Genomic DNA, 25,769 nt, shown 5'->3' with positions numbered 1-25,769 from the left:
TCGCCGATGTTCTCGCCTCCAACAAAGAGCCAGTTCTTCTTGCGGACGGCGGTGGGCCGACAGTTCTCATCTCCCGCTTCTCAACAGGCTGCGGGGCCGAGAGATTTGGGACTATGGCTGCAACGGCTCATTCTTATGGATCGCTAGTTTTCGCTCGATAAAGATGTATTCATTTTTCCGAACCGACTCCCAATCCTTATCGTAACCCTGCGTGACAATCCTGTCAGCGCTTCTGCTCACGACATTCTCGTTAGGACCTAGTCGACTTAAGACCTCTTCGGGACTCATCCCGTAATCTATACCTCGAATGATCGTGGAGTGATTTGAACAAGCCCCCATGACAAGACCGAGGACTAAAAGTAAGGCGAGCCTATACAGCACACCAGGGGCGAATCTTGCTGGGACGCTCACCAGCGAGGATTTGTGGCAACAATGCTTTTTCATCTGCTTAGGAAGCGCTAATATGGTTATCTCTTTAGCTGAAGCCACTCCTCATCTGGCATGCTGACTGAGCCATATTGAGTGCCGTATTCAAATCGTGAAACACCACGAAGAAATACTTCTTGTTCTTTGAACTTCCCATTCAGAAGGATCGCATAAGCATTAACTATTCCCCCCATGCCTGAATCACTCATCTCGACCCTAGAGATCCGAAGATCAGTTCCAGTTTGAACAATGCCAACAACGTTCTTAAAACTTGCCGGATCATCGATATACTGTTTTACGAACGGCTCCGAACCACCTGGTTCACTAAGAGAGAGCTTCTTTCTACCAGTGACTAGCAAGGCAGTCCTAGTCTGATAGACTTGACCAACCCGATAACCTCTCGACAAAACCTCATCGCTTCCTGTTAGGCTCGACAAATCAATTGCGGTGTTTCTAGGTGAACACGAAGCAACGACGAGAATGCCAAGAATGGCGACAAGCCGCGCAATCTCACCAAGGATGCTGTTCAAGATATTTATAATAAGCTCCATCTCCTCCAGATTTTTCGTTCCCAAGTGTATGGCCGCTCACCGGGCCCGACTCTTCTCCATCGGGAAGCCCAACATCCTCTGGACGGAACTTCTCTGCTTCCGGCCCCACCCCCGGAATATCGGATATCTGATTCGGGATTTTCGGGACAATATCTTCAATATTCTCAATATTTCTTGATCCACCAAGCCCATCGGCGCCCACCCTATGCTGCCCACCTAAACCAATGAAGTAGATATTGTCCTTTATGTTTGCTGGGAGCAGCGCAAAGGCTCCCGTTGAGATCGCGGCTCCTTGACTATGAGCCACTAAATGAATTTTGATACACTTCTCTTCACATCCATTTTCAAGCCCTTTTGCATATGCCTTTCTAATTACGTTCGCGAGTCTTTCTGAGGTTATGCTGATCGCTCCAACTGTATCACCAACGATCTGAACGAAGTCACCAAGCCCACCAACCGCCGTCGGGTTGTCGACGTAGGTAGAGTTGGGAACATTCTCGTAGCCCGGAAGTTCTGACGTTCGGTCTCTGTGTTCAGCGTTTCCATTCTCGCTACCGTCACCCTGAGCAACCCCTTTGGTCCGAATTCCGGTTACAGTAATCAGGAACTCACACTGTGTATCATCGAAATTGCTACCAACCACCCGTGCGAGGAATAGATCGCCAGAGAGGATATCGAAAGGTATTCCAAGCATTCTCCGGAGGGCATCCAACGGATTGACGCCGGGCTGACCTTTGGATTTGCTACGCCCGGAAGGGCCACCGTGCCATCCACTACCACCCGGCTTTCTCGGGCTACCCCCAAGAACATCAATCCATCCAATAGGTTCGTTGTATACAAATCCATAGAGATTGATCCCTCCACGTTCTTCAATCGGATCCCTTGATGGCCATCTTCCCATCACCGGGTCGTAGTAACGGTATCCGTAGTAGTAGAGTCCAGTTTGATGATCCAGCGGCTTGGTCGAATACCGGAACCGGAAGAACCCCGTCGCGTCCGTGCTAACGAGCAATGTACCGAACGGATCGTATTCGAAGTGAACCACAACGGCTCCACTCGATTCCAAATATTCGCTGACGTTGCCGTTCCCGTCGTAGGTCGGATAGTAGACCGGAAATGGTGTCGATGACTCGTCACGCATCGAGAGGAGGGCCCCGACCCCACCAGCCCATCGCAACGAACCGTTGAGATCCAGACCCCATGTATAGGTCTTGTCCAGCTTTGGCGCAGAGCTCTCGTCGATAAACTCGAATTCTGCGATCAGATTCCAGCCGTCGTATACGAATACGGTCTTCGTTCCGGCGGCGGTGGCGGTGATCCTCCGGCCCATGTAGTCATACTCGTAGGTAGCCACGACGGCCGAGGAGTCGGCGACCGCGATCAGGCGGTTCTCGGCGTCCCACGAAAGAGTGGCCGTGAAAGCGGTCCCGGAAAGCGACTGAAGCGCGCCGCTGCGCAGCCCACCGGTGGTCAGATTGCCGTCCAGATCATGAACCGGGCTGGACGAAGCGATTGAGCTGTACTGGTTGAGTGCCGTGGGCGTGTAGGCAATGGCTGCTCCGCCTGACGAGCTGGATGTTCCGGACCTCGACTCAAGACGGTTTCCAATCCCGTCGTAGGTGAAGTGGCGGTCATCCGCGGTCTCGCCTGTGCCGGTGTCGCTGTCCGAACTCGTCACCTCGCCATTGGCATTGTAGCCCCAGAGGTAGGTGGGGGCCGAGCTGAAGGCGGTTCCATCGGTCAGGACTCCACCACGTTGTCCGATCTCGTTCACGGTGTGCGCCTCCATGCCTACCACGAAGTCGTAGTCATAGGAAGAACGCAGTGTCGATCCACCGCCCTTGTTCTCCTTAAGCGCCAGAATGTCGCGGCTTGCAAACCAGGAGTTTTCCACCGTGTGCGCAGGGCCTGTCACCTTGCTCAGAAGGCTGGCCGAATTCGTCACGCCATACTCGTACTCGAACGCGTAGGACTTCCCGGTGAGATTCGGAACGCCGTTGGCGGAGATGCCGAGCAACCGGTTGATTCCCGACTCGTAATGGTAGCCCACCGCATGATCCACGTTCGGCGTGTTGGCGGTATCCTGAAGGCTGAAGCCGGATGGGCGGCGGTGGATGCTCGTTCCGGATCCGGACTCGTATGAGCGGTCGATGACCCGGACGAGGTCACCTGCATCGACGGTGTCGTTATCCCCGTTGAGGTCGTAGGAGACCTTCTCGTAATCCAGCAAGAGGTCGCCGGAATTGTAGAAATATTCGTGAGTCTTGACTCCTCCCTGCTTCACCCAATTCATGCGATTTAGGTGATCGTATTCGTACTGTAGATCATCGGTCACGGCGTCATTGTAGGTGACGGTGTGGAGTCGTCCCGCGCTGTCGTAGGTATAGGTTGCCTTTAGTCGTTCGGCCATGGTGGTCGACGGATCTGCCCCATTGATATCCCTCGACCACTCCCTGCTCTTGAGCCGCCCCGCATCCGTGTAGGTATAGTCGATTCCCTTGCCGTCGTCGTACTCCTTGCGGGCCAACCTTCCGAGCGTCGTGTCGTAGAACCACTCGGTGGTCGAGGGACTGTTAGTCGCTCCATAATTCGTGGTGAGCGTCTTCTTGCGCCTAGCATAGTCGTAAGTGTGACTGGTGTCGTACGTTTGGCCACCTGACCGGCTGGCCAAGGTGCCATCCGTGTGGAAACGGCTCGTGATTTCGTTTACGAGGTTGTTCCCAGCTTCATCGTCGGTATCCGGAAGATTCTCTTTCACCATCCGACCTTGGTGGTCGTACGTATATGCTACCGTACCGCGGCCGGGAACAGCGACGCTTGCCACCGTGTCAAGGGTGAGGCTGCTGTAAGTGGTTACGGTCGTCCCGGTCCGGGCATCCGTCACATGGGTTGGACGGTTCAACGTGTCGTAAGTAGTAAAGGTTGTTTGCTCAGTGGGCGTGCCTCCGGCGGATTTGAAGAACTTTACCGTCTCAAGCAGGCCATCTGTGAAAGTCTTCTCCGCGAAAGCATCGGCCGAATCTGTTGAGGTCACCGTCCAATCGCCATCCCCCGCGGTTCCCAAATCGGTAATGGACGAACTCTCCTCGGCATTTGCACCCGGGTAGAAAATCGACCAACTGCCGAGACCGTTGACAGCCACGTCCTCGTGGCTGAGCACCAACGGGGTCGAATCGTCCAACCATACCGTGGTGGCCGTGCGTCGCACCACCGTAGAATGGGCCGAGACCACGGTAGACTCGACGCGGCTGACAATGTCGGTCCCGAGATCGATCCCGTCATTATTGAGATCGATAGCCGTGGTGGTTCGCTCGCCCCTGTCGTTGTATGCGTAGCTGGTCGTCACCCCATCGGCATCGACCGAGCTCAGAAGTTGACCGGTGGTCGAATCGTACGAGTGGCTGGACAGGTGGTCCGGTATCCCGGAATTAGGGCAGGGCCCGCTGTAAACACTGCGACCCAACCAGTCGACGAGCACGATCGAACGTTCCTTCGCGGTGCCGCCGTCGAGATAGGCTTGGGTCGAATATTCGTAGATCCCGGCCGTGGTGGCGGAGTCCACTCCATATTCATAGGTCCTGGCGGGGACAAGGGCGCCCGTCGACTTCTTGATCCTGCCATCCTTGAAGTGATCGGTCGTCTGTGCAGGCCATATGTCCGAACCTCCACTGTCGAGTTCCCGGCGGGTGGTCACCACCCGCATGCCGACGTCACCCTCCAGACCCTGCGTCGGACTGTCGGCCACCGGATTGAGGTAGGTGGTTGTGGAGTCATTGAGTTTGATCAAGGTCCCGGTCTTCGGGGAGACCTGCCGACTCTCCGAATAAGTGCCTGCGAGATTCCGGACACTCCGCGAGATCTCCGTGCCAGCAGTAGGAGCTCCGTTGACCAGAACCCCGGTGTCCACGATCTCGGCATACCGGTGGGTGGACACAGTCAGGCCATCATAGACAGTGTGGGTGGTAACCCCAAGGCGGTTGCTCTTGGTGCGGCGTTTCAGCGCGTCATAGGCGTGGTAGGTGACGACGCCGTAGCGGTCGGTTTCATCGACAACTCCGCAGCAGGCGAAGCTGCGCGAAGTCACGTAGGCACCGCCGAACCACGTATACTCAATCGGGCGCCCCATGGTGTCGCTGTCGGTCACGATGACGTCGTCGGTGATGGCGTTGCTGACTGCGTCGGTTGTCGTCCGGCTGATCAAGTGGCCACCGAGATCGGTGATGGTCAGCGTGGAATCCCCATCGTCGAGCGTGGTGCCGGTGAAGGCTCCGCGCTCCACCCGGACATTGAGATGACCGTTGCCGTCGATAGAGCGGGTGTAGACGGTCCTGGTTCCGTCGGGGTTGTCGACGGAAGCGACCGTGCCGTCGAAGTCGGAGGCATCCCGCCGGAACCACGTGGTCGTTGTCAGGAAGTTGGCAGCATCCGAGTAGCTCTTCACGATTCGGCGCGCGGTCGTCGAATCGATCACAGTCTTGCTCACTATCGTGCTGTCCACCGCCCGGGTCACGGTGGTCTCGTCGCCCACGATCGAGGTCGTCACCTTCTCTTCCAATGTGGATCCGTATTTCCGTTTCACTTCCGTGCCGGTAGTGGTGTAGCTATAATCGGTTGTCTGGCCGGTCGGCTCGACCATCCGCATGACTCGTCCGCGGGCATTGAAGGCAGCCGTCGAGGGGTAGTAGGACCACGTCGTCGTGAGGGCGGCACCGTCCGGATCAATCACCTCTTTGGTCTTGCGATAACCATACGCCTCGGACTTCCACGTGATCAACTTATCGGAGACCGTCTGGCCTGCCTCGATCACCTTTATACGGGTCAGGTAGCTGCTCGGCGTCACCGAAAGCTTCTCCCAGATCGTGGTCCTGAGGCCTTCCTCGACGAGCACGCGTTTCGTGGGGGATACCTCGAAATATTGGTCAACCTCAGTAGTCACCGCGGCGGTGTGGCTATTCGTCCGCGTGATCTCCACCATGTCATAAGTGCCGTTGCCCCACGTTCCGGATTTTTGTTCATACGCAACCTCGTAAAGCAGGGTTCCGCCCGGAGCCGTGTAGGTCTTCGATGTCACGGCCGTCGCACTGACCGGCCCCGCCGTCGTATACCAGTCACCAGTGACGGTGAAGAATAGGCCTCCACCGGGGTTCTTGTCCACCGAGTAACCCTGCCCGGAAGTGCTCACTTCAAGATCGTCGGTATCGGAGGCGTCGCTCCGGAAGGCGTCGACGTCCGACACCTCGGCGGTCACGGCGGCACCCCCGTCGACCCCAGTCGAATCGGAGCCGGCTCCGGTGCTGATCTCGAGGCTTCCGTCCGACTCGTTGATCGACGTCTCGGTAGATTCGCAACTCTCCCCGTCGCACGAATCACAACGGCAACAGAACTCGTAGCGCTTGCAGACGCTCTTGCTGGACGTCTGGCTCCCGAGATAGACAATCTCGATCTCGAACTTGCCCGACTTGTGGATCCGGTTCAGGTCGACCTCGATCGTCGTATCGATACCGTCCGGCGTCATCGGGTCTCCGTCACCCTCGGGGAACACACCACCACCCACCTCGGCACCACCGACGACCACTCGCCAGCCATAGTCGTTGGAGTTGTAGTAACTCAGAATGTCATTGGTGACGATGTGATGGGATGACTGGCCTGTCATCCCCACAGCCTTGAACTCGATCAGGCCGGTATCGTCCTTGCGTAGCTTGTTGCACTCGCTGGATTCATTGGTCGTTTCCATGCGGCCTCCGACGTCCGGATCATCGCGATGCAGCTCGAAAGTGAAGTAATCGCACGGATCGTCCGGGACGACATTGTTGGGGCCGAACTGAGCCCTCAACGCGGGTGCCGCGACGATCAGGGCGATAAATGGCAGGGTTCGTAGAAGATGACCGACGGGTTTCATGGATTCGGGTTCAGGGATTCGGAGAGTTGCGGGGTTGGGTAAAGCTGTAGAGGAAAGACCGCATCGCGAGCGGCTGGCCCGGATCATTGCCCAGGGAAGCGGCGAGCGCGTTGCCGCGTGCAGGATCCAAACGGGCAACGACGGTGACGGCGGCGATTCGGGACGAGACCGAGGATCCGGTCGATGCGAGCTCTTCGGCGAGTGTGAGGAGTTCTTTCGAGCCCGTTGTCAGGGCTCCCTCGGAGGATGCCCGTTGCAAGGACATGAGAGCAGACCCAGCGAAGACACCCTTTCCGACACGGACAGCCTTCAGGAGAGCTTCTTCCGCAATACCACCCGCATGCCCCGCTTCCAGCAGGTGCCCCAGATGCTGTGCAGCGTAGTCCCTTACATTTGGATCCGTTGTGGCGGAGTCGAGGACCTCGGCAAACGCGTTCTCCAGCACCACCGGTGCCGGATCCTGTGCCCGGAGGGCGTTGAACACCTCGTCGGCGAACCAAAGTTCGTGACCAGGGAGGTTCTTGGCTTCCTTGAGGAATCCGAGCATCAGCCCGGCCTGCGACTCATCCAGCCCTTGGAAGGCCATCTCCCGAAGCATGCTGATCCGGCCCACCACGCTCGGTCCGGCTTCGGAATCAGGGGGATAGAGTAGCTCCGGGAGCACTCCCGTATCCACCGCCTCCACCGGCAAAGCCGAACGCAAGCGCCTAAGTTCCGCCTCCGGGTCACGGGCCGGCACCGGTACACCGTCCGCGGTTGCCAGAACCCATGCGTCGGAAAGCGGGCGGGGTTTCCCGCTCTCCACCCGCTTTGTCTCCGGCCCGACGGTTCGCACCCGCTCTTCGATGACGGGCCGCTCGACCGAGTCCCGCGATGGTTGCTGCTTGGTCGGAGCGGGTCGTTCGAACAGGTGAAGCCCGGCAAATACCACAGCGACGACGATCACCAACCGGCCGACCGGATGTGCGAACGCACGACGCCAATGTGATCCCCTGCCCATCATTCCGACCGCTCGAATCTTTCCCGATCAGTTGAAGTAGGCGATCCGCACACCGTCCTGATACACCGCGAAACGGTGGCAGTTGGTGCTGTCGGCTTCCGGGACGAAGTAGTCCAGGTTCATGAACCCGAACTCATCGAACTCCCCGGGGTCGATCGTGTAGCTCGTGGTTCCGTCCAGGAACGTTACTCCTGCCCGGAAGATGTCGGACACCACACTGAGATCCCCGACCGAACCGGTCAGGAATACCGGCATTCGCAGGATGAAGCTTCCGTCATTGAAAGAGTCGACCACTTCCACCCCGGTCTCGGTGCCCGAGTGGATTCCCACTCCCCGGATGTCCGTGGCGGCCAGAATCGGGCCGTGGTAGCCAAGGCGCACGATGGCTTGCCGGGTTTCGGCCTCGGTGACCGCGATGTTGTAGGAGTAACCGCCGCTCGCGAGTTCCACACCATCGTTGACCGAGACCCGGTCATCGATCTGGACGAGGCAACCATCGGGTATTCCCGCGAGCTCGAAGGGACGCTCGAAGCCGACAATGCACACCGGACTCGGAAGCACCGGGCGCCCGACGACCTCGACCGTCAAGGTGCCGGTGCTCAGGAAGTTCGTGTTCCCGTTCGCATCTCCACGGCGGTATCCCCAGTCAATGACGTGGATGCCGGGCGCGTCGAAGTCCACCACCAGCGGATCGTCGATCCCGATGTTGAGATGCTCGACTCCACCGACGGTGATGTCGGCCCGGTGGGCGTTGTTGTTGTTGCCGACCGTCCATGCCGCAATACGCAGCGCGTCACCCTGCCGAATCCGCAGCGTGTCGAGTTCGAGGAGATTGGTGGTTTCCCAAGTGACCGCGAATTCTTCCGAAGCCGCCCCGTTCTCATAGTCGAGCGAGACAAACAGCGGTTGGCCGTCGACCGGGAGCTCCACGTCCGAGAACCATGTTCCGTTCGGGGCCGGGGAAATCTCAAGCGACGCACTGGTGGCAACCAGCTCAGGGTAACGCCCCCGGCCTTCAAGGCAGGCCGGGGAGGTTCGGCTCGACACCTCGGAAAGTTCGGGAACCTCACCCCGGCTCGCCAGAGCGGGAGTGCCGATTCCGTTCTGGAGGCCGATCCTGACCTCGACCCAGTCGGGCGTGCCGCTCGAATCCGAATCGACACCGCTTGCCTCGAGGAACCTCAGTTCGCCGATGCCGAAACGGCGGGAGAAGCGGGTGCTTTCGATATGCATCCGGACGGTATGGTTACCCGCCGACAGCCACGGCGTGATGACCCGGGGAGTGCCGACACCCTGAGCATCAACGGTGACCGGCAACCGCTGCACCCGGGCCCCGTCAATGGAGACGATCAGGTCACAAGCGTCCGCCGTGCCGTCGTTGATCTGTTCGATGAAAAGGGTTTCGAGGGCGTAGACTCCCGGGTCGGTGACCGTGACCTCATACTCGGCCCAGCCGTTGGGCCGGTCTTGGAAGATCCCGTTCGATTCGACGCTCCACTGGTTCCACGTCGCCACCGCACTTGTGCCGGGAATGGTGAACGAAGGGACGAATTCACCGACGTCACCGGCCAAGGCGTCGGAATGGAAGAAGTTGATCTCGTCGTAGTCGGAGATGCCATCGCCATCAGTGTCCGCGAGATCCGGATGGGTGCCCGCGAGATACTCCTCGCGGTTGTTCAGACCGTCACCGTCCGGATCACCGAAGAGACCGCCCTGGTCGAGCGGATACTGAAGCAGTCCATTCGCGGTCTCCCAAGCATCCGGCAATCCGTTGGCGTCCTGGTCACCGGTCGTCGGAAGCACGTGGAAAATCCCGCGGTGCTTCGGAATGAAGTAGCCCACGGTTTCGGCAAGATTGTGAAGGACCTCGTCATCCTGGGACTGGTCCTCGAAAAGCTTCAGCTCGACCTGGCTGTCGGTGATGTTGCGGTACCGGAGAACCGCGGTATCGGTTCCGTTCAGGGTCTGGATGGTTGCGAGGAACGAGGGAGCCACCACCATCCGCTTGTCGAACGTGTAGGTCTTCCACTGGTGGGTAAGACCGGTGAAGAAACCCGCCTGACGGCGGCCGAAATTGTCCTGCAGGAACCCGGGCTCGATGGCCATCCAGGCGACGTTCTCGGTCTTCTCATGGGGACGGAGGCTCTCCTGATCCTGAAGCACCACGCTGAATCCGGCCGGGCTCGTATTGTAGGCCCGGGTCTCGGTCCCGTGGGTGCCGTTGTAGGTGATCGCCTCAGCGAGAACGACCGGCGTGGTCGAGAACGGGCTTGAGAAGGTAAAGGGCGAGCCCTCGGAGGTCACCGGGCCGATTCCCGCCTCGAGTGCGAGACCGTTGCCGAGCACGGTGCGACCTGCCTCGACCACCAGCCATGAGACCTTGATGTTGCCGTTCTCCCAGTCGCCTGTGTCGTATTCGAAACGTTCGAGTTGGAATTCGAAGGAGCGCGGGCCGACGTTCCTCACCCGGGTGATCAGCGGGGAATTCCATCCTCCGCGTTCGGCGGGTCCCACAATCACCACAGGATTCTCGTAGACGCCCTCCGTCCGAATCTTGTGCCAGTACTGCCCGTCCGGCTGGGACACCGTTACATCGCCAACTTCTCCCACGGACTTCGGGTCGAACTTCAGTGGATCCGCACCCTTCTGCCACTCCACGAGCGTCGTGAGATCGTCCAAGTCGTCGTCCTCAGTCCCGGCGCGGGCGGTGATATCACCAAAATGCGCCACCTCCCACTCGTCACTCATGCCATCGCCGTCGGAGTCGGCCGGGTCCCAGTAAGCCCTGCCGTCGATGGAGGCGGTGGCCCACGGATCGTAGTGCATTGCAAGTCCAACAAGGCCGGCCAGCGCCGCACCGCTCGCCAACATCAACGAGGATTTCTTCGGGGTCATGGGTTCGATGGATGTAGGTGTTCAGAACTCGCAGCCCGGTGAGGCTTTTATTCTGACGCACCGATAGGTTGGAGCTTACATCGATCACGTGTTAGATGGTCGAGAGAAAAGAAGTGTCAATTTCCTGCTAACGATTGTCACACAGGGCTCATGCGAGCTTCGAACCCCTGATCGCAATCTGCACGATTGCAGAGTGCTCTCTTGGAACCCGAATAGATGCTGGCCTGCTTCAAGCATCCGCTCGACTGAGGTTCCCAAGGCCTAGAAAGGCGGAACCGAACTGGCCCGGATCAAAGCTTTGCCCAATGCGAGCGCTCGGCGTGTGTCACGCTTCCGGAATATCCCAAATTGCAGGTGATACAGGCTACCGTGGTCGGTCGGCCTCTTAGCGACTTGCTTCAATCGTCGGACTTGAGACAAACAGGTTTGCGCAACACGTAAAACGGCAGTCAGCGATACGAATCAGGAGGTAGCAACCGCAGCCGGAATCGACGGGATGGTGCGGGCGCAGCGCAGCGAGCCACGGTCACGGCGATTGGGGTTGCGGGCGCGGGAGGAGGGAGCCTCTTAGCCCGGGGGCAGATCCTCTTCGCCTCCGAATCCCGCGCAGGCGGGTTTCGGTGCCTCGGCGGGAGGGTGGAGGCGGCACGGGTTGGCCGTCCGGCTCAGGAGCGAGGCACGAGCGAGAGAGCGGCGGACAACCGGTGCCGGTGGCGCGGTGGGTCTTCGGGGCGTTGCGGGGTATCCCCGCTCGATGGGGTAGCGGCGCACGGAGTAGCCGTGAAGGGAACGCTTTTCCCTCTAGGATCAGACATCTAGCCGACAACAGCCCACCACTGGAAATGGTTGTTCCACACTGGCTGAGTCAAAGCTTTGGCAACAACTCGACTTTGGACGCCAATGGACAGGTTCCATCAGGACAGTGGTGATGATTCCGAGAGCTCTACGCGATGGGTGACGACTCAGCTAGGAGTGCCGCAGAAGCACTGAGTCACCTCTATGATCTGCTCGATCAGACCCGAGGAACCCGTTTTAGAAAAAGAAGAAGCGGGCATCCGCTGGGCAACCTTCTACCGGTAACTTCAAGTTTGAAGTGCATCAGTCGGAGCTTTCATGAAGACTTAGGCGGGCGGCGCCGGAATTTGATGAAGAGGGACCTGGCGAGCGACTCGATCACGGAGCCCGACCCGCCTCCATGGGCACTCCGACAGAGTGTCCACCGGCCCACCATCGGCAGTCCAACTTCTCGAACAGCTGAGTCCGGGCATCCTGAGATAGTTCATTCAGAGCACTCCGCTTTCCGCCCTAGGGACATGCCCGACGATCGAGAGACTTCCCTCGAATCCTAGAATTCTTGTTCCGGATGGGTGAGTCGAGTTTCCGCGGAAGAACTTGCCATGCGAACACGACTGAATCGCTGTAGATGCATACCCCACTTTCTAAGCGCTTTTGCTGCCACGCCACCTTTCGAGCTGGTCCGCCATCCGGCCTTCGGCTAATCAGCTAGGCGATCATCGGCCACCCGGCCGATATCGCCTGACCCCCAATCCAACATGACATGTTCACACAACACATTCTGATCGCCTCTCTCTTGGCAATCCTCCAAGTTCCTTCAGTTGCCGAGCCGGTAGCGGCCCGTGACAAGAGCCGGGGCGTGGTCTTGCTCGAACGGGACCCTGCGGAACTCCTGAAACTGAATCAGAGGGCCGCACCCAGAAACTCCAAGCGATCCGCCCTGTTCCCTCCGGATCCCGGAGGAATGCGCGGAGGAGACAGCGGATGGCTTATCCCACTGACGGTATTCGAGACCGAGACCGGTGAAGACACGGACCTGTTCAAGCCCCTCCCGGCCTCTTTGCAGACGATTGAGGCCTTCATGGCTTCGTTGGAAACCTCGGTCATTGTGGAACGACCGAACGGGGAGCCGATCTTGGGCGGACTCGCCGAGTTGAACGAAGGGAAGGGTGAGGGAAAGCCTGTCGAAGTCACTTACTACCATGTGGAAGAAGACATCGCTCTCAACGAACTCGAGGCCGTTCTCTATTATCAGCAGGCGACCGCCGCATTCCGCGGACAAGAAGACGCCTTCGAAGACACCTTCCTGTCAGCTGACCCTGCCGGCTCGTCCGTCGTCCAGACACCACTGCGTGCGGCGACGGAAGAAGGAAGGGTCGTCCGCTGGACTCCGGGATCGACCCTCACCTACTGCGTGCTCAGGTGGACCTTTGGGGATGACCAGGCGAAATATGAGCAAATCTGCGAGAACATGAAGTCGGCCGCTGCGGACTGGAGTGCCGTGTGCAACATCCAGTTCGAACATCGCAAGGAATTTGACGAAGTGCCCCGCAGCCAGACTTTCCCGAAGGATGCTGAAGGCGAACGAGCGGTTCTGTTCGTTGTCGCCCAGCAGGAGATCGGGTCGACGATCGCCCGGGCTTTCTTTCCGAACGACCCTTGGTACCGTCGCATGCTCCTGATTGATCCGGACGAATACTATACGACCAAGATCAACAAGATCGGGATCATTCGTCACGAACTCGGCCATGTGCTGGGCTGCCGTCACGAGCACATCAGCCCGGATGCGCCTGCTTGGATCAGCGAATTCTGTACTTTGGAGTCTGCGCAGAACTCGAAGCCGATCACCAAGTTTGACCGGGCGTCTGTCATGCACTACCCGTGTGTCGCCCTGTTAGAGGATGGCCCTCCCGATTGATCCGTCGGGCGGCGGCCTTCGGAGTCCCGGATGAATTTGCTGAGATCGGCTGTCTGTTTCTGGACCCCAAGCGACACCGACCTAAGGCGCTGGGCAATGACATCGTAGGAACGTATCATGGCGCCGAGACCGGCATCGGGCTCCCCCTCCAGAAGGTATACCCGATTGCCCTGGGCCAAGGGGCACCTTGCCCTCAGCTCTGCAGCAATCTCCCGTCCCAGCCGGTCGATTTGCTGCGAAGCGATAACATAGGCTTCGGCCTTGGAGTTGGCTTCGATGGTTCCATCTACAGGTTTTACCGTCTCGCCGAAGAGAACCTCACGAATGTTCTTTTCCTTGCCCGCAATCGTCGCCTGATGCCCAGCCAAGGCGGCGGCCAGCTCTGCCTGTGCGACGGCAGCACGTAGCTTCGCTTCCGCAGCTTGGGCCTGCACCGACTCCAGCTGTAACTGTGCGGCCTGAACCGCAGCCTTCAGCCGCAGCTCTCTCACGGCCGGGTCATCGTTCAGATCGGAGAGATCATCCTGTCCACCTGCCACCGAAGGCACATGGAGCGCTGCAAGGCAGATCAGGAAACGGAGGGAGCGATAAGGCATCATGGGAAGTGGTTGCGTGCCGGGGCTGGCGACGCCCGGCAACCCGGGCACGGTTTACTAGGACTACAAGCTGATGTAATCATGGTAGAATGTTAGATAATGTGCAATCCCAAACGATCGACATTCGGGATCGAGGCGTTACGACCACGCCATCAGTTACCTTTACCCTGCAGAGTCCCGAAAGTCTCAGGACAAGAGCTCCTGCATCCTCGCGGGATGCCTTCGAAGCGGGATTTACCAATGCAAGATCCACAGCGCGCTGGAGATTGCCCTCCGGACCTAGCCGGAAGCAGCATGCAGCCACCATCGAACAAGTCGCGCCCCTGACCCGCGTGAAGGACTGATGCTTCGGCTGAAAGATTCAAATCAAGGAGCGGGTCCGGACTGGCGGGGACAGCACAGGATCGGGGAGGGGCCAGGTACTGGAGCGTTCGGAATGGTAAGACCGCACGCACCGGAAGGACCACTACGCACGAGAAGCTCCGATCCGAAACTTGGCATCATCACCGGTTGGCAAGCCCACTGCGGTTGGCTGCAACTAATCCCACCCAACACTCCAGGAAGAGTCTCAGGAGACTTGTAATTCTCACTGCATCCAACTAAATCCCCTTCATGAGACTTGTAATCGGAGCTTGCCTTGCCGTCTTTCTAGGGGGATGCAACCCTACCAAAAGCCGCACCGAAGCCGAGGGTGCCGTGGTTGATTTTCATGCAAAGTTCAGCGCAGCAGATTTTGAAGGGATCTACAATGCTGCTCATAGAGATTTCCAGTCCTCACAACCCAAGGATGACATCGTCGCCTTTATCCGCACTGTAAGAAGCCGCCTAGGGCCGGTTGTTTCCTCAAAGCTGAGCTCATGGAGCTCAATGTCTCAGAATCTCAGCACTACGGTTACGATTTCGTATAACACAGTTTTTGAAAATGGGACAGGTAGTGAGCAGTTCATCTATCAAATCGAAGAAGCAGAGGCTAAACTACTGAGCTGGAACATTACTTCCAACCAGCTGATCCACAACAAGAACGACAAACCAAGTCAGCCTTAGCCTGCTTGCCGGAAGCCTTTTCCGAAACGGACCCGTCATCCGGCCAAAGAAAATTCGCATAGCGCATCAGAGCCTGATATTCCGGCCCGTGAGGGCCAATATCGACGCCGATCGTCAGTTGTGGATCTAGATCTAGGCCCTCCTCATGACTTCCGCAGGCCCCACCGTTTCGACCAAACACCCTTGGCAAAGCATATGAACTGAATTCCCACATCATTGCACATAAGCTCCGCGTGCATGAAGGCAAACGATGAGGGATAGGACACTCGGTCAACATGGATCCTGACACCCCACACTTACGAGCTGATTGCTGAGGGTTCTGAGGACTGCCCGATTCGGCATATCAAATATCGCTAAGGCAACCGAAAAAAGATTGATTGCTAGCAGCAGCACGGCCAACCCCACCCACTTCAACGCGAGGATCGATGTTACGGCGACTAAGATTAGTGAAGTTATTACCAATACTTTCGCGGCTACATCATAGGTCATGAAGCAGGTGATCTTCGACTGACCTGCCTCCCGTCTAATGATGAATTCGGCCTGCAGCCAGTTCACCCAAAAAGGTTGGCATGATCGAACCTCAACACTATCAGGCTCATCGCCAAGACAGACCACCAACGACTGCGGCAAACCTTTGAGGTCCTGCGCCACTTCACCCAGACTAGCAACATCTACTTCGAAACACCTTGTAGTCGAAAAAACTCTCCGAATCATTGGTGGAAACAGGAGCGACGTGAGCCCCCTCCATAGCTTGATAATGACAGTCAAGGCATCATGGAATTATTGATTTGATAAACCCACCAATCGCTCTGACCACATCACCGGGAGTGAGGACTCCCGTGTGGGTGCGACTTGCCGTAGCCGCAACCGGCGCTCCCAAATTAACACTCGCACAGGCGCCTCCTTTGTTTTCCCCGGTGCCATTCACGACCTCACTAATCGCCTTACCTGCTTCATCAAATAAGTCCCCCCCATCCGAAGGCTGCCCCAATCCGACACCAAACGGCCCCAATCCTGCTCCAACGTTGGTGGTGCGCCCAGCGAGATCACCGTCCGCATAGGCTGAGGCCGTAAGCCCAACGCCGATGTCAAAGCCAACGACGGCTCCTACTCCGCCGTATAACCCGATTCTATCCAGAAGCGGCTTAGATGAGTCTCCTGATATATAGATTCCTAGTTCGCCACACCCACCACCAACTGCAGCAGCGACCCCATTAATACCGAGACCATATTCTCGCAAACCGAGAGGATCGAGGCTCGACAGCACAGAATTCCCAACATATCCATAGAGATTTGGCCCCTCAGGCAACCTCTCAGCCGCGGTGCCTACAATCGACTCCCAGGGATCGGATGAAACCCATCTCCCAAGGGATGGGTCGTAAGCGCGATAAGCTGTTAGGTAATTGCTGGACAGCTCGTGATTGAAGTAGCCTGCATATCCCAGAGAGGGCTCTAACGTCGGAGAGCCTATCTGGTCTAGAATCCCATACGGCGAGTAGTCTCGGCACGCCACAACCGAGCCACTCGATGCAACAAATTCGCGCACACTACCTAGGTGGTCTCGGCAATACAAATAGTCGTCAAAGGTCGAGGAGTTGCGGCGCAGTTCACCTTCGGCATGGAATTTTGACACAATCACATTCGAGCCGCTGCGTTCCTGCGCTGGACGGATCCCTCCTATCCACACAAATCTCCGCTCAACCTCCCCCGCGCCGCCCGGATCCCGGATGATCTTCACGCGTTCGCCAGTCGCATTGTAGACGAAGCGCTCGGTAACTCCGCCAACACTTACCGTCTCAAGGCGATTCTCCCTGTCCCATGTATAGGTCGTAGTGACCCCATCTACGGTCCGACTGACCGTGTTCCCGTTGTCGTCGTATGTCAGGCTCGCCCACTGGCCGCTGCCGGAGTCGATCCGGTAGCTCTTACTTGTCACGTTACTGGTGACGTCGGTCGCCTGAACATCAACCTGGGTCGTGCCGTCGCTCTCCAGCGGCACTTTCGTCTCGAAGATCCAGCTCGAACCGAACTCGCGGACCCGGGCCTCCTTGGTTTCGCCGCCCGCTGTAACCTCGACCTCGGCCCATTCGTCCATTTCACCAACGAACGGGACTTCACCGAGAAAGTCGCCGGTCGTGAGCTGGTTCCGGGAATTGAAGTTCGCGGTGAACGGTTCTCCATCGACCGTCTTTGCCGTCCGGTTGCCTGCGCGATCGTAGCCGTATCCCAAGGTCTCGAGAATGGCTCCCGATGCGTTGGTCTGGCGGATGGTGGCTTTGGTCAGTTGGCCGGCAAGATCGTGGACGAATTCCATGAATTTGACCGTTCCGCCCTGTTCCTTCGTCCATGTGGCGATCTTCCCATCCGGAGTATAGGTGTAGTCGAACTTCGAGATCGTCGTGCTTCCGTGCTTGTTGTGGATCTGGCTCAGGAAACCGCCCTGATTGGACGGAAGGTAGTTGTAGAGCGTCTGGAAGGATCCGCGTGTGACCGAATCCGGTCGCGTGTCGGTGCCGGTGTAAGCGGTCGTGAAGGTTCCCATGTCGTTCACGTGCTGGGTGATGCGTCCCAGCCCATCGATGGTCGAGATCGCCCAACTGAAGGTGGGATTGGCCCAAGGGGAGCCGTCGTCGGCAATCTGAGTGCCGATCCGTCGGTTCAGCGCATCGTACGAGTGGACCACGGTGTCGTCCGCCCACGGCCCGTCCACCGTATGGAGCAGACCCGCACCCAGGTTCCCGGTCTGCCCGCTCCCAAGAGCGCTGACCAGCGAATGGTAGCCATAGCTCGTGGTCTGCTGGACGCCGTCTTCGTCATACCACTTCGCCGTCTGCATTCGACCGAGGAGGTCGTCGTAGGTAAATTGCGCGAAGAAGGGGTCGGTGTCGCCCGGATGGCTCTTCTCGGCAAGCTGGCCGTCCAGATGCCAATCAAAGTCAACGGACGCGTTCGCCCCGCCTTGTTCCTCCGGATAGGTGACCGTGTCCAGCCGGCCGCTCTCCCCCTCGTAGGTGTAAGAGATCTCCTTACCATCGGGCAGGATTTTTCGGGTGACCCGCCCGAGCAGGTCCCGCTTCCACTCCGTATGCCGCCCGAGGGCATCGGTAATGGCCTCCATGTGCCCGCAGGAGCACCACTTGATGCGGGTATTCCGCATTTCGGGATCGATGATCGAGATCAGTTGGCGATTCCCGTTGTAGGCATAGTGGGTGTTCATGCCTTCCCGGTTCAGATGTCGAACCGGATCGAGATACTTCACCCCATCGAGCTCGTAGAAATACTCCTCGGTGCTCTGGTCCGGATGCGTCACCTTGGTGACTCTGCCGAGGTCATCGTAGGTGTTGAACGTGGTCACCAGTCCGGTCAGAGAGTCCGTAGCCGTGTGAACGTAGCCGGTGTTGTCGTGGTAGGTCAGTGAAAGAACGGTTACTGCCGAGAGACTGTTGGCCGAGTCAGTCAGTTTGATCGATTGCAGAAATCCGTCGTTGTCGGCGGCGGTAGATCCCGGCGTTGGATCCGTGAATCCGGTCGGCCATCCGTAGGTAAAGTCGAGAATTTCGTTGAGAGCATTCGTAACCTGGGTCACCTGACCCTTCGAATTGTAGACGATGGTGGTTTTGTTGTTGGCCGCATCGTAAATCTCGGTGGGCAGGTAGCTGACACTTCCTCCGTAAACCATTCCGCTCGTCTGATACTCGCCCGGGTTCCCGCCCGTGGGTTCTCCAACCCATACTTCCTCCACGTCGATTCCGTTGCCGGCGTAAATGTACTCCAGACGGCGGCCGAGTGGATCGGTTGCCACTTTCACCAATCCCGTCGAGGTGTATTCGAATCTTGAGATGGCGGGCGTAAGGGCTCCGGACTCGTTCCTGACCATCATTCCCTCGGCGATCGGGAGAAAGTCGACCGGATCAGTCGGAAGATCCTCGGCGGGCGTATCGTCGGGGTAATCAGCCAGCTGCCACTCCGTCAGCGGAGTTTTGGTGGCGTCCACGTAGGGCATGGTCTTGTAGATCCCCAGCGACGGAACATAGCCGAGCATCCACACCGTGAAGCTTGAGAACTCGAAATTCTTGCCGGTCTGGAAGTTCGGCGGGTGGTACTTGTTGGCCTTCTTGTCCCAATGAAATGTGACCGCCTCGTTCAGGTAGGCATCCCGGACCCAAACGTTGCTCTCCGGCCAGAATGGGTTGTTGGTGTTGTCGAGCTGGTCGAAAGCACTCTCGTCGACCTCTGGGAACGCGTCGTCATCGACGAAAGGGGCATAGAGCAGCTTCTCCTGCAGACCAACGGGGTCGGTAATCGTAAGGGTGGAGAAGTAGAGGTCGTTGGCGGGGCTGCCGAACGGACGCGTGAACGAGGTCTTGTCGAACCGGGTCGTTCCATACGGGGTGGTCATCGAGGAGACCGCGCTAAGATCGGTCGCGTCCGCGTATCCGAAGCTCGAATAGATGCCCTCCGCGTCGGTGATTCCGGCAAGCTCGCCGTCCGCGTAGTCGAGTGAGACTTCCCGGCACTCGGTGGCGCCCACCTTCTCAACGACACGGCTCACGAGCCACGGTTCGCCGGCCTCCTCATACTTGAAGACGAGCTTGCGGCCGAAGCCGTCTGCAACCTCATCCAGCAGGTCTCCGACACTGCTCGGACCTGCGATGTAGCTGAGCGTGAGGGAGTTCCCTTGCGGATCACGCAGTTCGGTCAGGTAGTGACGTTCCGTGTCGTCAGACAACTTCGTGAACAGCATCTCAAATCCATCGTTGGACGTCCGCTTGTACCCACCGGTGATCGTGGTAAGCTGCGCGTGGGACATCCGGTTGAGATCGAAATCCGTCCCGTTATGGACGTGGGTCTCCTGCCGTCCGCCGGGCAGGTAAAGACGGTACTTCGAGGTATCGACGTCGTCCTGGCGGATGAATGAATGGAAGTTGAAGCTCCATTTGGTTCCGACGTTGCTGAAAGGCATGTTCGGGTCGTCGCGGACCTTGGAGTTCTCCTTGTAGGTCAGGGTGAACTGCATGCCCGGCCCGAACGGGGTCTCCATGACGAGCGGCGTGTCGCGGATCATGATCCCGAGGGAGAACTCGTCGTAGCCGTAGTAGGGCATGCCCGAACCTCCACCGCATGACTTCTCGCAGCCGTCATCGTCGTCATCCTTGGCTTCGGGGGCACCCCGGCCATTGACCGAAGCCATCTCCGACTGGCTGAGCGCCTCCCATCCCGAAGGAGGCTGCTCTCCGGGGATCAGGAACGAGCCGCTGGACTCGGCCAGAAACTCATCCATCGGAATCCACTTCCGAACCTCAAAGGTCGGATCGACCACCAGCACCTTGCTGCCACGCGACTTCAGGGCTGCTGCATAGTGGTCCGCATGCCAGTGGACCACACAGGGAAACACCGGCTTCCCCTCTTCGCCGAGGCGTGCGACCTGCCACTTCAACCCGTGCTCATCGAGCATCGCCTTGAGGTCAGCCAACGTGAATCCGCCCCCATCCCCCGGCGTGTTGCGGATCTCGGCCACGACCTTGCGCTCGACATCGGTGGACTCCAGAGCGTTCGCGAGTGCGAACGGACCGCAGTTGAACGACCGCTCCGGGTGCAGGCCCATCTGCGTGTAGGCCTCCCTGATCCGTTGGCGCTTCTCGGTATCCGGTCCGATCAGAGCGAATCCGTCCAGGTCCTGCAGCAGTCGCCCGAGATCGTGCTTCCTGCCGAGCCGGGCATAGAGCCCGCCCAGTTCGACACCCACGCGTCCGGCGTACGCCTTCTGCCGTGGTTTGCTCTCGAACATTCCTTTCGAGCGGCTCCAAGCCGATTCCCATGAGCGAAGGGCCGCACTGTAGCGCCCGGATCTGTAAAGCTCGTCGGCAATCGATGCCTCCACCCAAAGTCGGAACGTTCCGGCGGGGTGGGCCTCGACAAAGCCCTTCAAGGGGCCGAGACGGTCCTCTTTGTCCTCTCCCTTTTTCCAAGCGGAGATCGCAGCCTGCAGCGCCTCGAGCTCGGCGGCCTGCGGTTGCCCATTCTCCTCGAAGTAAGGCATTGGCAACACGCTGCGGTAACGCAGCTCGGTCAGAGCATCGGCAGGGATGGCTTCAGGGGCAGGCACCGGCTCCTCAGCCGGGCTCGATACGAGGGCGCAAAGGGTCAGCAGACCTGCGAAGGCATGGGGTCTCATCGGGTAATCAGGGAAGAAGGGTCACGCCGGGAGTCAGGATCGTGATGGTTGGTCCGGCGGAAGGGGTTGGATCGGTCGGCACGGTGCCGTTGGCCACGAGTCCGAGGTTGTCGGTGGCGTCGCCAGTCCCGTCAAAATCGGTATCGGCAATCAGGGGGTTCAGGCCTAGAGCCAGCTCCGTAGCGTCGTCCAGCCCGTCGCCGTCGGTATCGGCAAGGTAGTGGCTGCTGACGCCCCAGAGGGCTTCGTTGACGTCAAGGATGCCGTCGCCGTCGGTATCTTCCGCTGCGTCACCGATGGTGTCGCCATCGCTGTCGGCATTCAGAGGATCCGAACTCAGAAGCTCAACCTCGACCCAATTCGCGATGCCGTCCGAGTCGAAATCCTCAAGGACCGGATTGCTATAGCTCTGGTTCGTCGTTTGCACGCGAAGGAAGAGTGCCGGCGAGTTGCTCCAGAAGCCGTAGGCAATCGACTCGTCGAAACCTTCCCGGATGTCCGGACAATAGAACCAATCCGACAGATTGTCGGAGAACTGGAGGAAGTAGACGTGGTCGTCCTCCCCGTGCCAGTTGACTTCGAATGAACCCTCGCCCCCGGCTTCGATCAGAGGCTCGGGGAGGACGGGCCCTTGGCCGAAGGCGGTGCAGGCGGATAGGAGACCGAGTAGGATCGGGAGTTTCATATGCAGATCAGCGGCGCCAGAAATTCACTTTGATGTCCTTTGGCTGGGGAGGGTTCGCATCCCTCCACGCTTTGGCCTGCCGGGCGTTCTCAAGATTCTTCTCGTGGGCAATCACAAGTTCGTCCTTTCGGGTCACGTAGATCTCATGCAGGGCGACAATCCCTTGGAGCGCGTCATCGTTGGCCGGATCTCCCTGCGTCACCACGAAGGCGACCTCGTCACTCGGAAGCTCGGGGTGTTCCGGAATCTCCAGAGTGAGCCCGCTCTCGGGAGGAGGATCATTGATCCGGCCGGCGATGAGGAACATGCTGTATGTGGTTTCCCCTTTCTCGATGTCACCCAGGCCCTGAAGGAGGCAAAAGTCGATGTTCGACCAGCCGACGTAGTGCTGTCCTTCGTAGGACCAGGAGAACCTCGACAGCTCTCCGTTGTAGACCGTGGCCCCTATGCTGAGGAACTTGTAGGTCTGATGGTAGCTCGCGAATTCCGCCAGTTGCTCCTCGGTCAAGGGAGCCGAGGGTGGAGGCTCCGGAGGCTTGGGAATTCCCGGGTCCCCGACAACGGTGGCATCCACCGCGCGTCCACCCGACAGATTCCGGCGGTCCCGAATGATTCGAAACTCACGGGGAGCGATGCGCGGCACTTCAACGGGCGGCGTAAACAGCGGAACATCCGAAATCTCCGTGACCGCGACATCGGGCTCTCCGGTAGTGGATGGGCCATCATCCGCGGTCTGTGCGGAGGCGAATCCGATCGAAACGGCCGGGATGGCCAGAAGGTACCTTAGGAGCATGCCGCCCGATCTCAGGTGACCCCGATGGTGTCGAGAAAATTCGCGAGGCGGTTTGGCACTCCGTGCGAAACCCATACCCGCTCTCCAACTCCGGCGGTAGCAACCGCAGCCGGAATCGACGGGATGGTGCGGGCGCAGCGCAGCGAGCCACGGTCACGGCGATTGGGGTTGCGGGCGCGGGAGGCGGGAGCCTCTTAGCCCGGAGGCAGATCCTCTTCCCCGCCGAATCCCGCGTATGCGGGTTTCGGTGCCTCCGTGGCAGGGTGGAGGCGGCACGGGTTGGCCGTCCGGCTCGGGAGCGAGGCACGAGCGAGAGAGAGCGGCGGACAACCGGTGCCGGTGGTGCGGCTGGTCTTCGGGGCGTTGCGGGGTGCCCCTGCTGGATGGGGTAGCGGCGCACGCAGCAGCCGCGAGGGGAAGGCCTTCCCCTTACAACTGAAAACCGTCGGCAGAAGATTCCAGAAACAGCCCAATTTCCCCGAAAGCTCGAAGACGCTGCTGGCAGTCTGCAGCAGCCATCGCGAGCTAAGCGATCAAAAGATCTGGGCCGATTCCGAATCCAGCAGAGGTTCTTGCGAGCAAATTTACAGAACTTAATTCAAATCGTTGCTTGCGCGATTCTTGAATGGGTGCGTTAGTCATTGGTCGGTGATCGTGTGAACGCCGGGAAAAACCTACGAGAAATACGAATGACAATCAAAATTAACAAACGGGTGATCTTTCACGATTTGCCCAATGAGAGTCGGTTGACCGTCGAGCAGCTTCTCCGATTGCCCGAGGTGATGATGTATCTGTCCTACATGGGGCTCGACTTGGTTGAAGTGCGTTATGCGGGTCAGTTCATTCTGGAGTGCAAGGCGCATCACTTTTCCGAGACGGAAGAATCCTGACCGGGGCGGCGATCCGCCGTCATTGGGACAGATGATCGATCCGGCAGAGAACCCGGAAGTCCGCACTGCAACCTATCGCCCGGCTGGCAAGCTTACCGGAATCCCGATCCTGCCGCGCCCCCGCGGATCACAATCCCGCGCCTTTTTGGCCCAAACCTTTCGGTAGCGTCACCCGTCCAGCGTGACCGGTCTGCATTTGGCCGGGCGTGCTACCGCGAGAATCGCCTCATTACCACCGATATTCTCGATGCAATGCCAGAGGCCGGAAGGAAACGCGATCGCCTCGTCTTCCTGCACCTGGAACGGTTTCGCCTGATCCCGGTCCTCGCTCTCGCCGATGAGAAACCTCAGGCCTTTGCCTTGGAAAACGAACGCGAACTCATACCCGTTGTGGGGACTCCAGCCTGTCTTGCCCCCAGCCTCGATCTTCAGGTAGTCAATGCGGACAGAAAGTTTTGAAGCGATGTTGTTGGCCAGAGAACGCACCTCACATCCCTCGGAACCGTCCGTCGGGTCACGGTTGATCGACCAGGCTTTCGCGTGGCCATGGATCACGTCCCTGATCGTTGGGCGCTGGCAGAAGCTGAAGAAGATTTGGAGACAGGGAATTTCCAGAATATCCGCCATGGCCTGTAACCGTGTCCACGAAAGGTCGGGCCGGCGCTCTCCGCGAGACAGCGTGGTTTTCCACTGTCCACTGGTCAGCAAAGGTTTGGCGTTTTGCCGCGTGCACCGCTCTTCGTACGCCTTCCAGAGAGCATCTATGGATTTACCTCCCCTGAACTGCTCGATCCATCGTCGAGCACCTTCGATAATTTGCTCCTCGGACGGCAGCTTCACAACAACAGAGCTTTGATTGCCTCGGGCGGAAAACCCAAGAATTGCTGCTGATGGATGCGATTTGCCGCCGAGTCTGCAAGGAAAAAGACCGCGGGCAGGTGCAGCCGGCTCATCAAGCAAGGCAAAATCCTTCCAATTCAGCTGCATATCCGCACCAATCTCGAGTTCAATTACCCCGAAGATGGAGCTGATACCGGCTCTCGGCACCGTCCGGATACCCAATCTGTCAGTTCCGCGGGCGGGCAGTGGCGATCGGCTTCGAAAAATCGATCTCGATTTCCCCATAATACGGCAGCCGGAGCCGAGAGCACCGTTTCCAAATCGGCTCTCGGCCGACTGGATGCAATATGCACCCAATTTGTCGCAAATTGCGAGTCACAAGCTGATGAAATTTCTTGCTGGGTGCACGACCCCATGCATACTTGGTATGCCATGAACACCAAATCAGCCACAGCTCAGAAAAAGGTCAGCCTCAATATTCGAGTCACTCCTGAGCTGCGAAGCCAGCTCAAGCAGTATGCCGACGAGTCGCAAGTCACCCTTGAGGAGCTTGCCACGGTCGTGTTCGAGCGGCTGCTCGAGAAGCGATGGCCGATCGAGAAGAAGGTGACCCTCGCGACAGTGTAGGGGCTTGTACCGAGAAAAGCTTTCTGTTAGCTTTCATTAACCAAACCTTCTCAGGGAGATGAAAATCCGGAGCTCAGAAAGAAACAAGCTGGTGTTCAGTTTCACCCGAGGTCGCTCGGGGTACTGCGCTGAGGGTGTTTTCGAGAAGCCGTGGACCGTCGAGCTGCTCGATCACAGCTTCGAGACGGTTCGTATGCTCGTCGACTGTAGGGTCGATGCTCCGAACCCATTCTCGGCCGGCCAGGTGTATGAGGGCGATCTCGTCCATATCCGGGCGCATGGATCGCTGCATGCGGACAGTTGCCAGTTCATTCTGACCGCCCACCTGCGCCGCGGTGAATTTGAAGTGATTGCACTCGCTGTGCCCGACCCGGCCGCGCCGGGGGACCTACGAATGGAGACAGCGTATGCCGCGTCCTTCGCTGCCGCCATGGCGAGGACGTTCGACCCGATCTTGTTCCAAGCTTTGGCGGAAATATTTGATGACAGCCTAATCGAGTTCGCGAAGGTGTCGAAACATCCTGCAACTTCCCCCTCGGCTGTCCTTGCACCGCCGTTGCCGTAGACGTCTAACAGAGTCTCTCATTCTGGAGACCAACCGGAGGGGACCTAACAACGCTTTTGGGAAGCGAGAT

The 25,769-nt window shown here is 58.5% G+C and carries 15 protein-coding genes; 5 read left to right on the top strand and 10 right to left on the bottom strand.

Annotated features, from left to right (window positions below; all coding sequences use genetic code 11):
* Positions 1-467: 467 nt before the first annotated feature.
* The 4 genes from HAHE_RS12625 to HAHE_RS12610 all read right to left on the bottom strand — a co-directional run bounded on the left by HAHE_RS12625 (position 468) and on the right by HAHE_RS12610 (position 10,771).
* A complete protein-coding gene (locus HAHE_RS12625; protein ID WP_338684940.1) occupies positions 468-956 on the bottom strand; it encodes a hypothetical protein in 489 nt (162 codons plus the stop codon).
* The gene (locus tag HAHE_RS12620) at positions 937-6,876 is read right to left on the bottom strand and encodes an RHS repeat-associated core domain-containing protein (RefSeq protein WP_338684938.1); all 5,940 of its coding nucleotides are present in this window, start codon (positions 6,874-6,876) and stop codon (positions 937-939) included. Before HAHE_RS12620 ends, HAHE_RS12625 begins: the two co-directional genes overlap by 20 nt.
* Positions 6,877-6,886: 10 nt before the next feature.
* Positions 6,887-7,822, bottom strand: coding sequence for a hypothetical protein (locus HAHE_RS12615; RefSeq protein ID WP_338684937.1), 936 nt, complete (start codon positions 7,820-7,822; stop codon positions 6,887-6,889).
* Positions 7,823-7,903: 81 nt separating this feature from the next.
* Positions 7,904-10,771, bottom strand: a complete 2,868-nt coding sequence (locus tag HAHE_RS12610; RefSeq protein WP_338684936.1) for a hypothetical protein — start codon at positions 10,769-10,771, stop codon at positions 7,904-7,906.
* A 1,558-nt stretch (positions 10,772-12,329) separates the two neighbouring features.
* Between HAHE_RS12610 and HAHE_RS12605 the strand changes: the two genes are divergently transcribed.
* On the top strand, positions 12,330-13,484 hold the full coding sequence (locus HAHE_RS12605) for a matrixin family metalloprotease (RefSeq protein WP_338684935.1): 1,155 nt from the start codon (positions 12,330-12,332) through the stop codon (positions 13,482-13,484).
* Here the strand turns inward: HAHE_RS12605 and HAHE_RS12600 are convergent.
* Positions 13,442-14,083: a hypothetical protein gene (locus tag HAHE_RS12600; protein WP_338684934.1), complete on the bottom strand. Its 642-nt coding sequence runs from the start codon at positions 14,081-14,083 to the stop codon at positions 13,442-13,444. The two genes, HAHE_RS12605 and HAHE_RS12600, sit on opposite strands and share 43 nt — an antisense overlap.
* Before the next feature lie 609 nt (positions 14,084-14,692).
* On the opposite strand from HAHE_RS12600, the gene HAHE_RS12595 reads away from it, so the two are divergent.
* Positions 14,693-15,124: a hypothetical protein gene (locus tag HAHE_RS12595; RefSeq protein ID WP_338684932.1), complete on the top strand. Its 432-nt coding sequence runs from the start codon at positions 14,693-14,695 to the stop codon at positions 15,122-15,124.
* 270 nt (positions 15,125-15,394) lie between these two features.
* Here HAHE_RS12595 and HAHE_RS12590 read toward each other — a convergent pair whose 3' ends face one another.
* The 4 genes from HAHE_RS12590 to HAHE_RS12575 all read right to left on the bottom strand — a co-directional run bounded on the left by HAHE_RS12590 (position 15,395) and on the right by HAHE_RS12575 (position 22,777).
* Positions 15,395-15,775: a hypothetical protein gene (locus tag HAHE_RS12590; protein WP_338684931.1), complete on the bottom strand. Its 381-nt coding sequence runs from the start codon at positions 15,773-15,775 to the stop codon at positions 15,395-15,397.
* Between the two features lie 121 nt (positions 15,776-15,896).
* Positions 15,897-21,299, bottom strand: coding sequence for an RHS repeat-associated core domain-containing protein (locus HAHE_RS12585; protein ID WP_338684929.1), 5,403 nt, complete (start codon positions 21,297-21,299; stop codon positions 15,897-15,899).
* 7 nt (positions 21,300-21,306) lie between these two features.
* Entirely contained in the window at positions 21,307-21,984 is a 678-nt protein-coding gene (locus HAHE_RS12580; RefSeq protein ID WP_338684927.1) for a hypothetical protein, read from the bottom strand.
* A 7-nt stretch (positions 21,985-21,991) separates the two neighbouring features.
* Positions 21,992-22,777: a hypothetical protein gene (locus HAHE_RS12575; RefSeq protein WP_338684925.1), complete on the bottom strand. Its 786-nt coding sequence runs from the start codon at positions 22,775-22,777 to the stop codon at positions 21,992-21,994.
* 689 nt (positions 22,778-23,466) lie between these two features.
* Here HAHE_RS12575 and HAHE_RS12570 point away from each other — a divergent pair.
* A complete protein-coding gene (locus tag HAHE_RS12570; protein ID WP_338684924.1) occupies positions 23,467-23,667 on the top strand; it encodes a hypothetical protein in 201 nt (66 codons plus the stop codon).
* A gap of 168 nt (positions 23,668-23,835) precedes the next feature.
* Here HAHE_RS12570 and HAHE_RS12565 read toward each other — a convergent pair whose 3' ends face one another.
* On the bottom strand, positions 23,836-24,729 hold the full coding sequence (locus HAHE_RS12565) for a cupin domain-containing protein (RefSeq protein WP_338684922.1): 894 nt from the start codon (positions 24,727-24,729) through the stop codon (positions 23,836-23,838).
* A 210-nt stretch (positions 24,730-24,939) separates the two neighbouring features.
* On the opposite strand from HAHE_RS12565, the gene HAHE_RS12560 reads away from it, so the two are divergent.
* On the top strand, positions 24,940-25,134 hold the full coding sequence (locus tag HAHE_RS12560; protein ID WP_338684920.1) for a hypothetical protein: 195 nt from the start codon (positions 24,940-24,942) through the stop codon (positions 25,132-25,134).
* A 58-nt stretch (positions 25,135-25,192) separates the two neighbouring features.
* The gene (locus HAHE_RS12555) at positions 25,193-25,699 is read left to right on the top strand and encodes a hypothetical protein (RefSeq protein ID WP_338684919.1); all 507 of its coding nucleotides are present in this window, start codon (positions 25,193-25,195) and stop codon (positions 25,697-25,699) included.
* Positions 25,700-25,769: the final 70 nt, after the last annotated feature.

It is taken from the genome of Haloferula helveola (assembly GCF_037076345.1).
Taxonomy (GTDB): Bacteria; Verrucomicrobiota; Verrucomicrobiia; order Verrucomicrobiales; family Akkermansiaceae; genus Haloferula; species Haloferula helveola.
The sequence above is the reverse complement of the archived record's forward strand: the minus strand, read 5'-3'. Positions and strand labels throughout refer to the sequence as shown.

Excerpts from the sequence above, each read along its gene's own strand:
- HAHE_RS12575 (WP_338684925.1), bottom strand. The coding sequence starts at position 22,777 with ATGCTCCTAAGGTACCTTCTGGCCATCCCGGCCGTTTCGATCGGATTC.
- HAHE_RS12600 (WP_338684934.1), bottom strand. The coding sequence starts at position 14,083 with ATGATGCCTTATCGCTCCCTCCGTTTCCTGATCTGCCTTGCAGCGCTC.
- HAHE_RS12620 (WP_338684938.1), bottom strand. The coding sequence starts at position 6,876 with ATGAAACCCGTCGGTCATCTTCTACGAACCCTGCCATTTATCGCCCTG.
- HAHE_RS12555 (WP_338684919.1), top strand. The coding sequence starts at position 25,193 with ATGAAAATCCGGAGCTCAGAAAGAAACAAGCTGGTGTTCAGTTTCACC.
- HAHE_RS12605 (WP_338684935.1), top strand. The coding sequence starts at position 12,330 with ATGTTCACACAACACATTCTGATCGCCTCTCTCTTGGCAATCCTCCAA.
- HAHE_RS12585 (WP_338684929.1), bottom strand. The coding sequence starts at position 21,299 with ATGAGACCCCATGCCTTCGCAGGTCTGCTGACCCTTTGCGCCCTCGTA.
- HAHE_RS12595 (WP_338684932.1), top strand. The coding sequence starts at position 14,693 with ATGAGACTTGTAATCGGAGCTTGCCTTGCCGTCTTTCTAGGGGGATGC.
- HAHE_RS12580 (WP_338684927.1), bottom strand. The coding sequence starts at position 21,984 with ATGAAACTCCCGATCCTACTCGGTCTCCTATCCGCCTGCACCGCCTTC.
- HAHE_RS12560 (WP_338684920.1), top strand. The coding sequence starts at position 24,940 with ATGAACACCAAATCAGCCACAGCTCAGAAAAAGGTCAGCCTCAATATT.
- HAHE_RS12570 (WP_338684924.1), top strand. The coding sequence starts at position 23,467 with ATGACAATCAAAATTAACAAACGGGTGATCTTTCACGATTTGCCCAAT.
- HAHE_RS12610 (WP_338684936.1), bottom strand. The coding sequence starts at position 10,771 with ATGACCCCGAAGAAATCCTCGTTGATGTTGGCGAGCGGTGCGGCGCTG.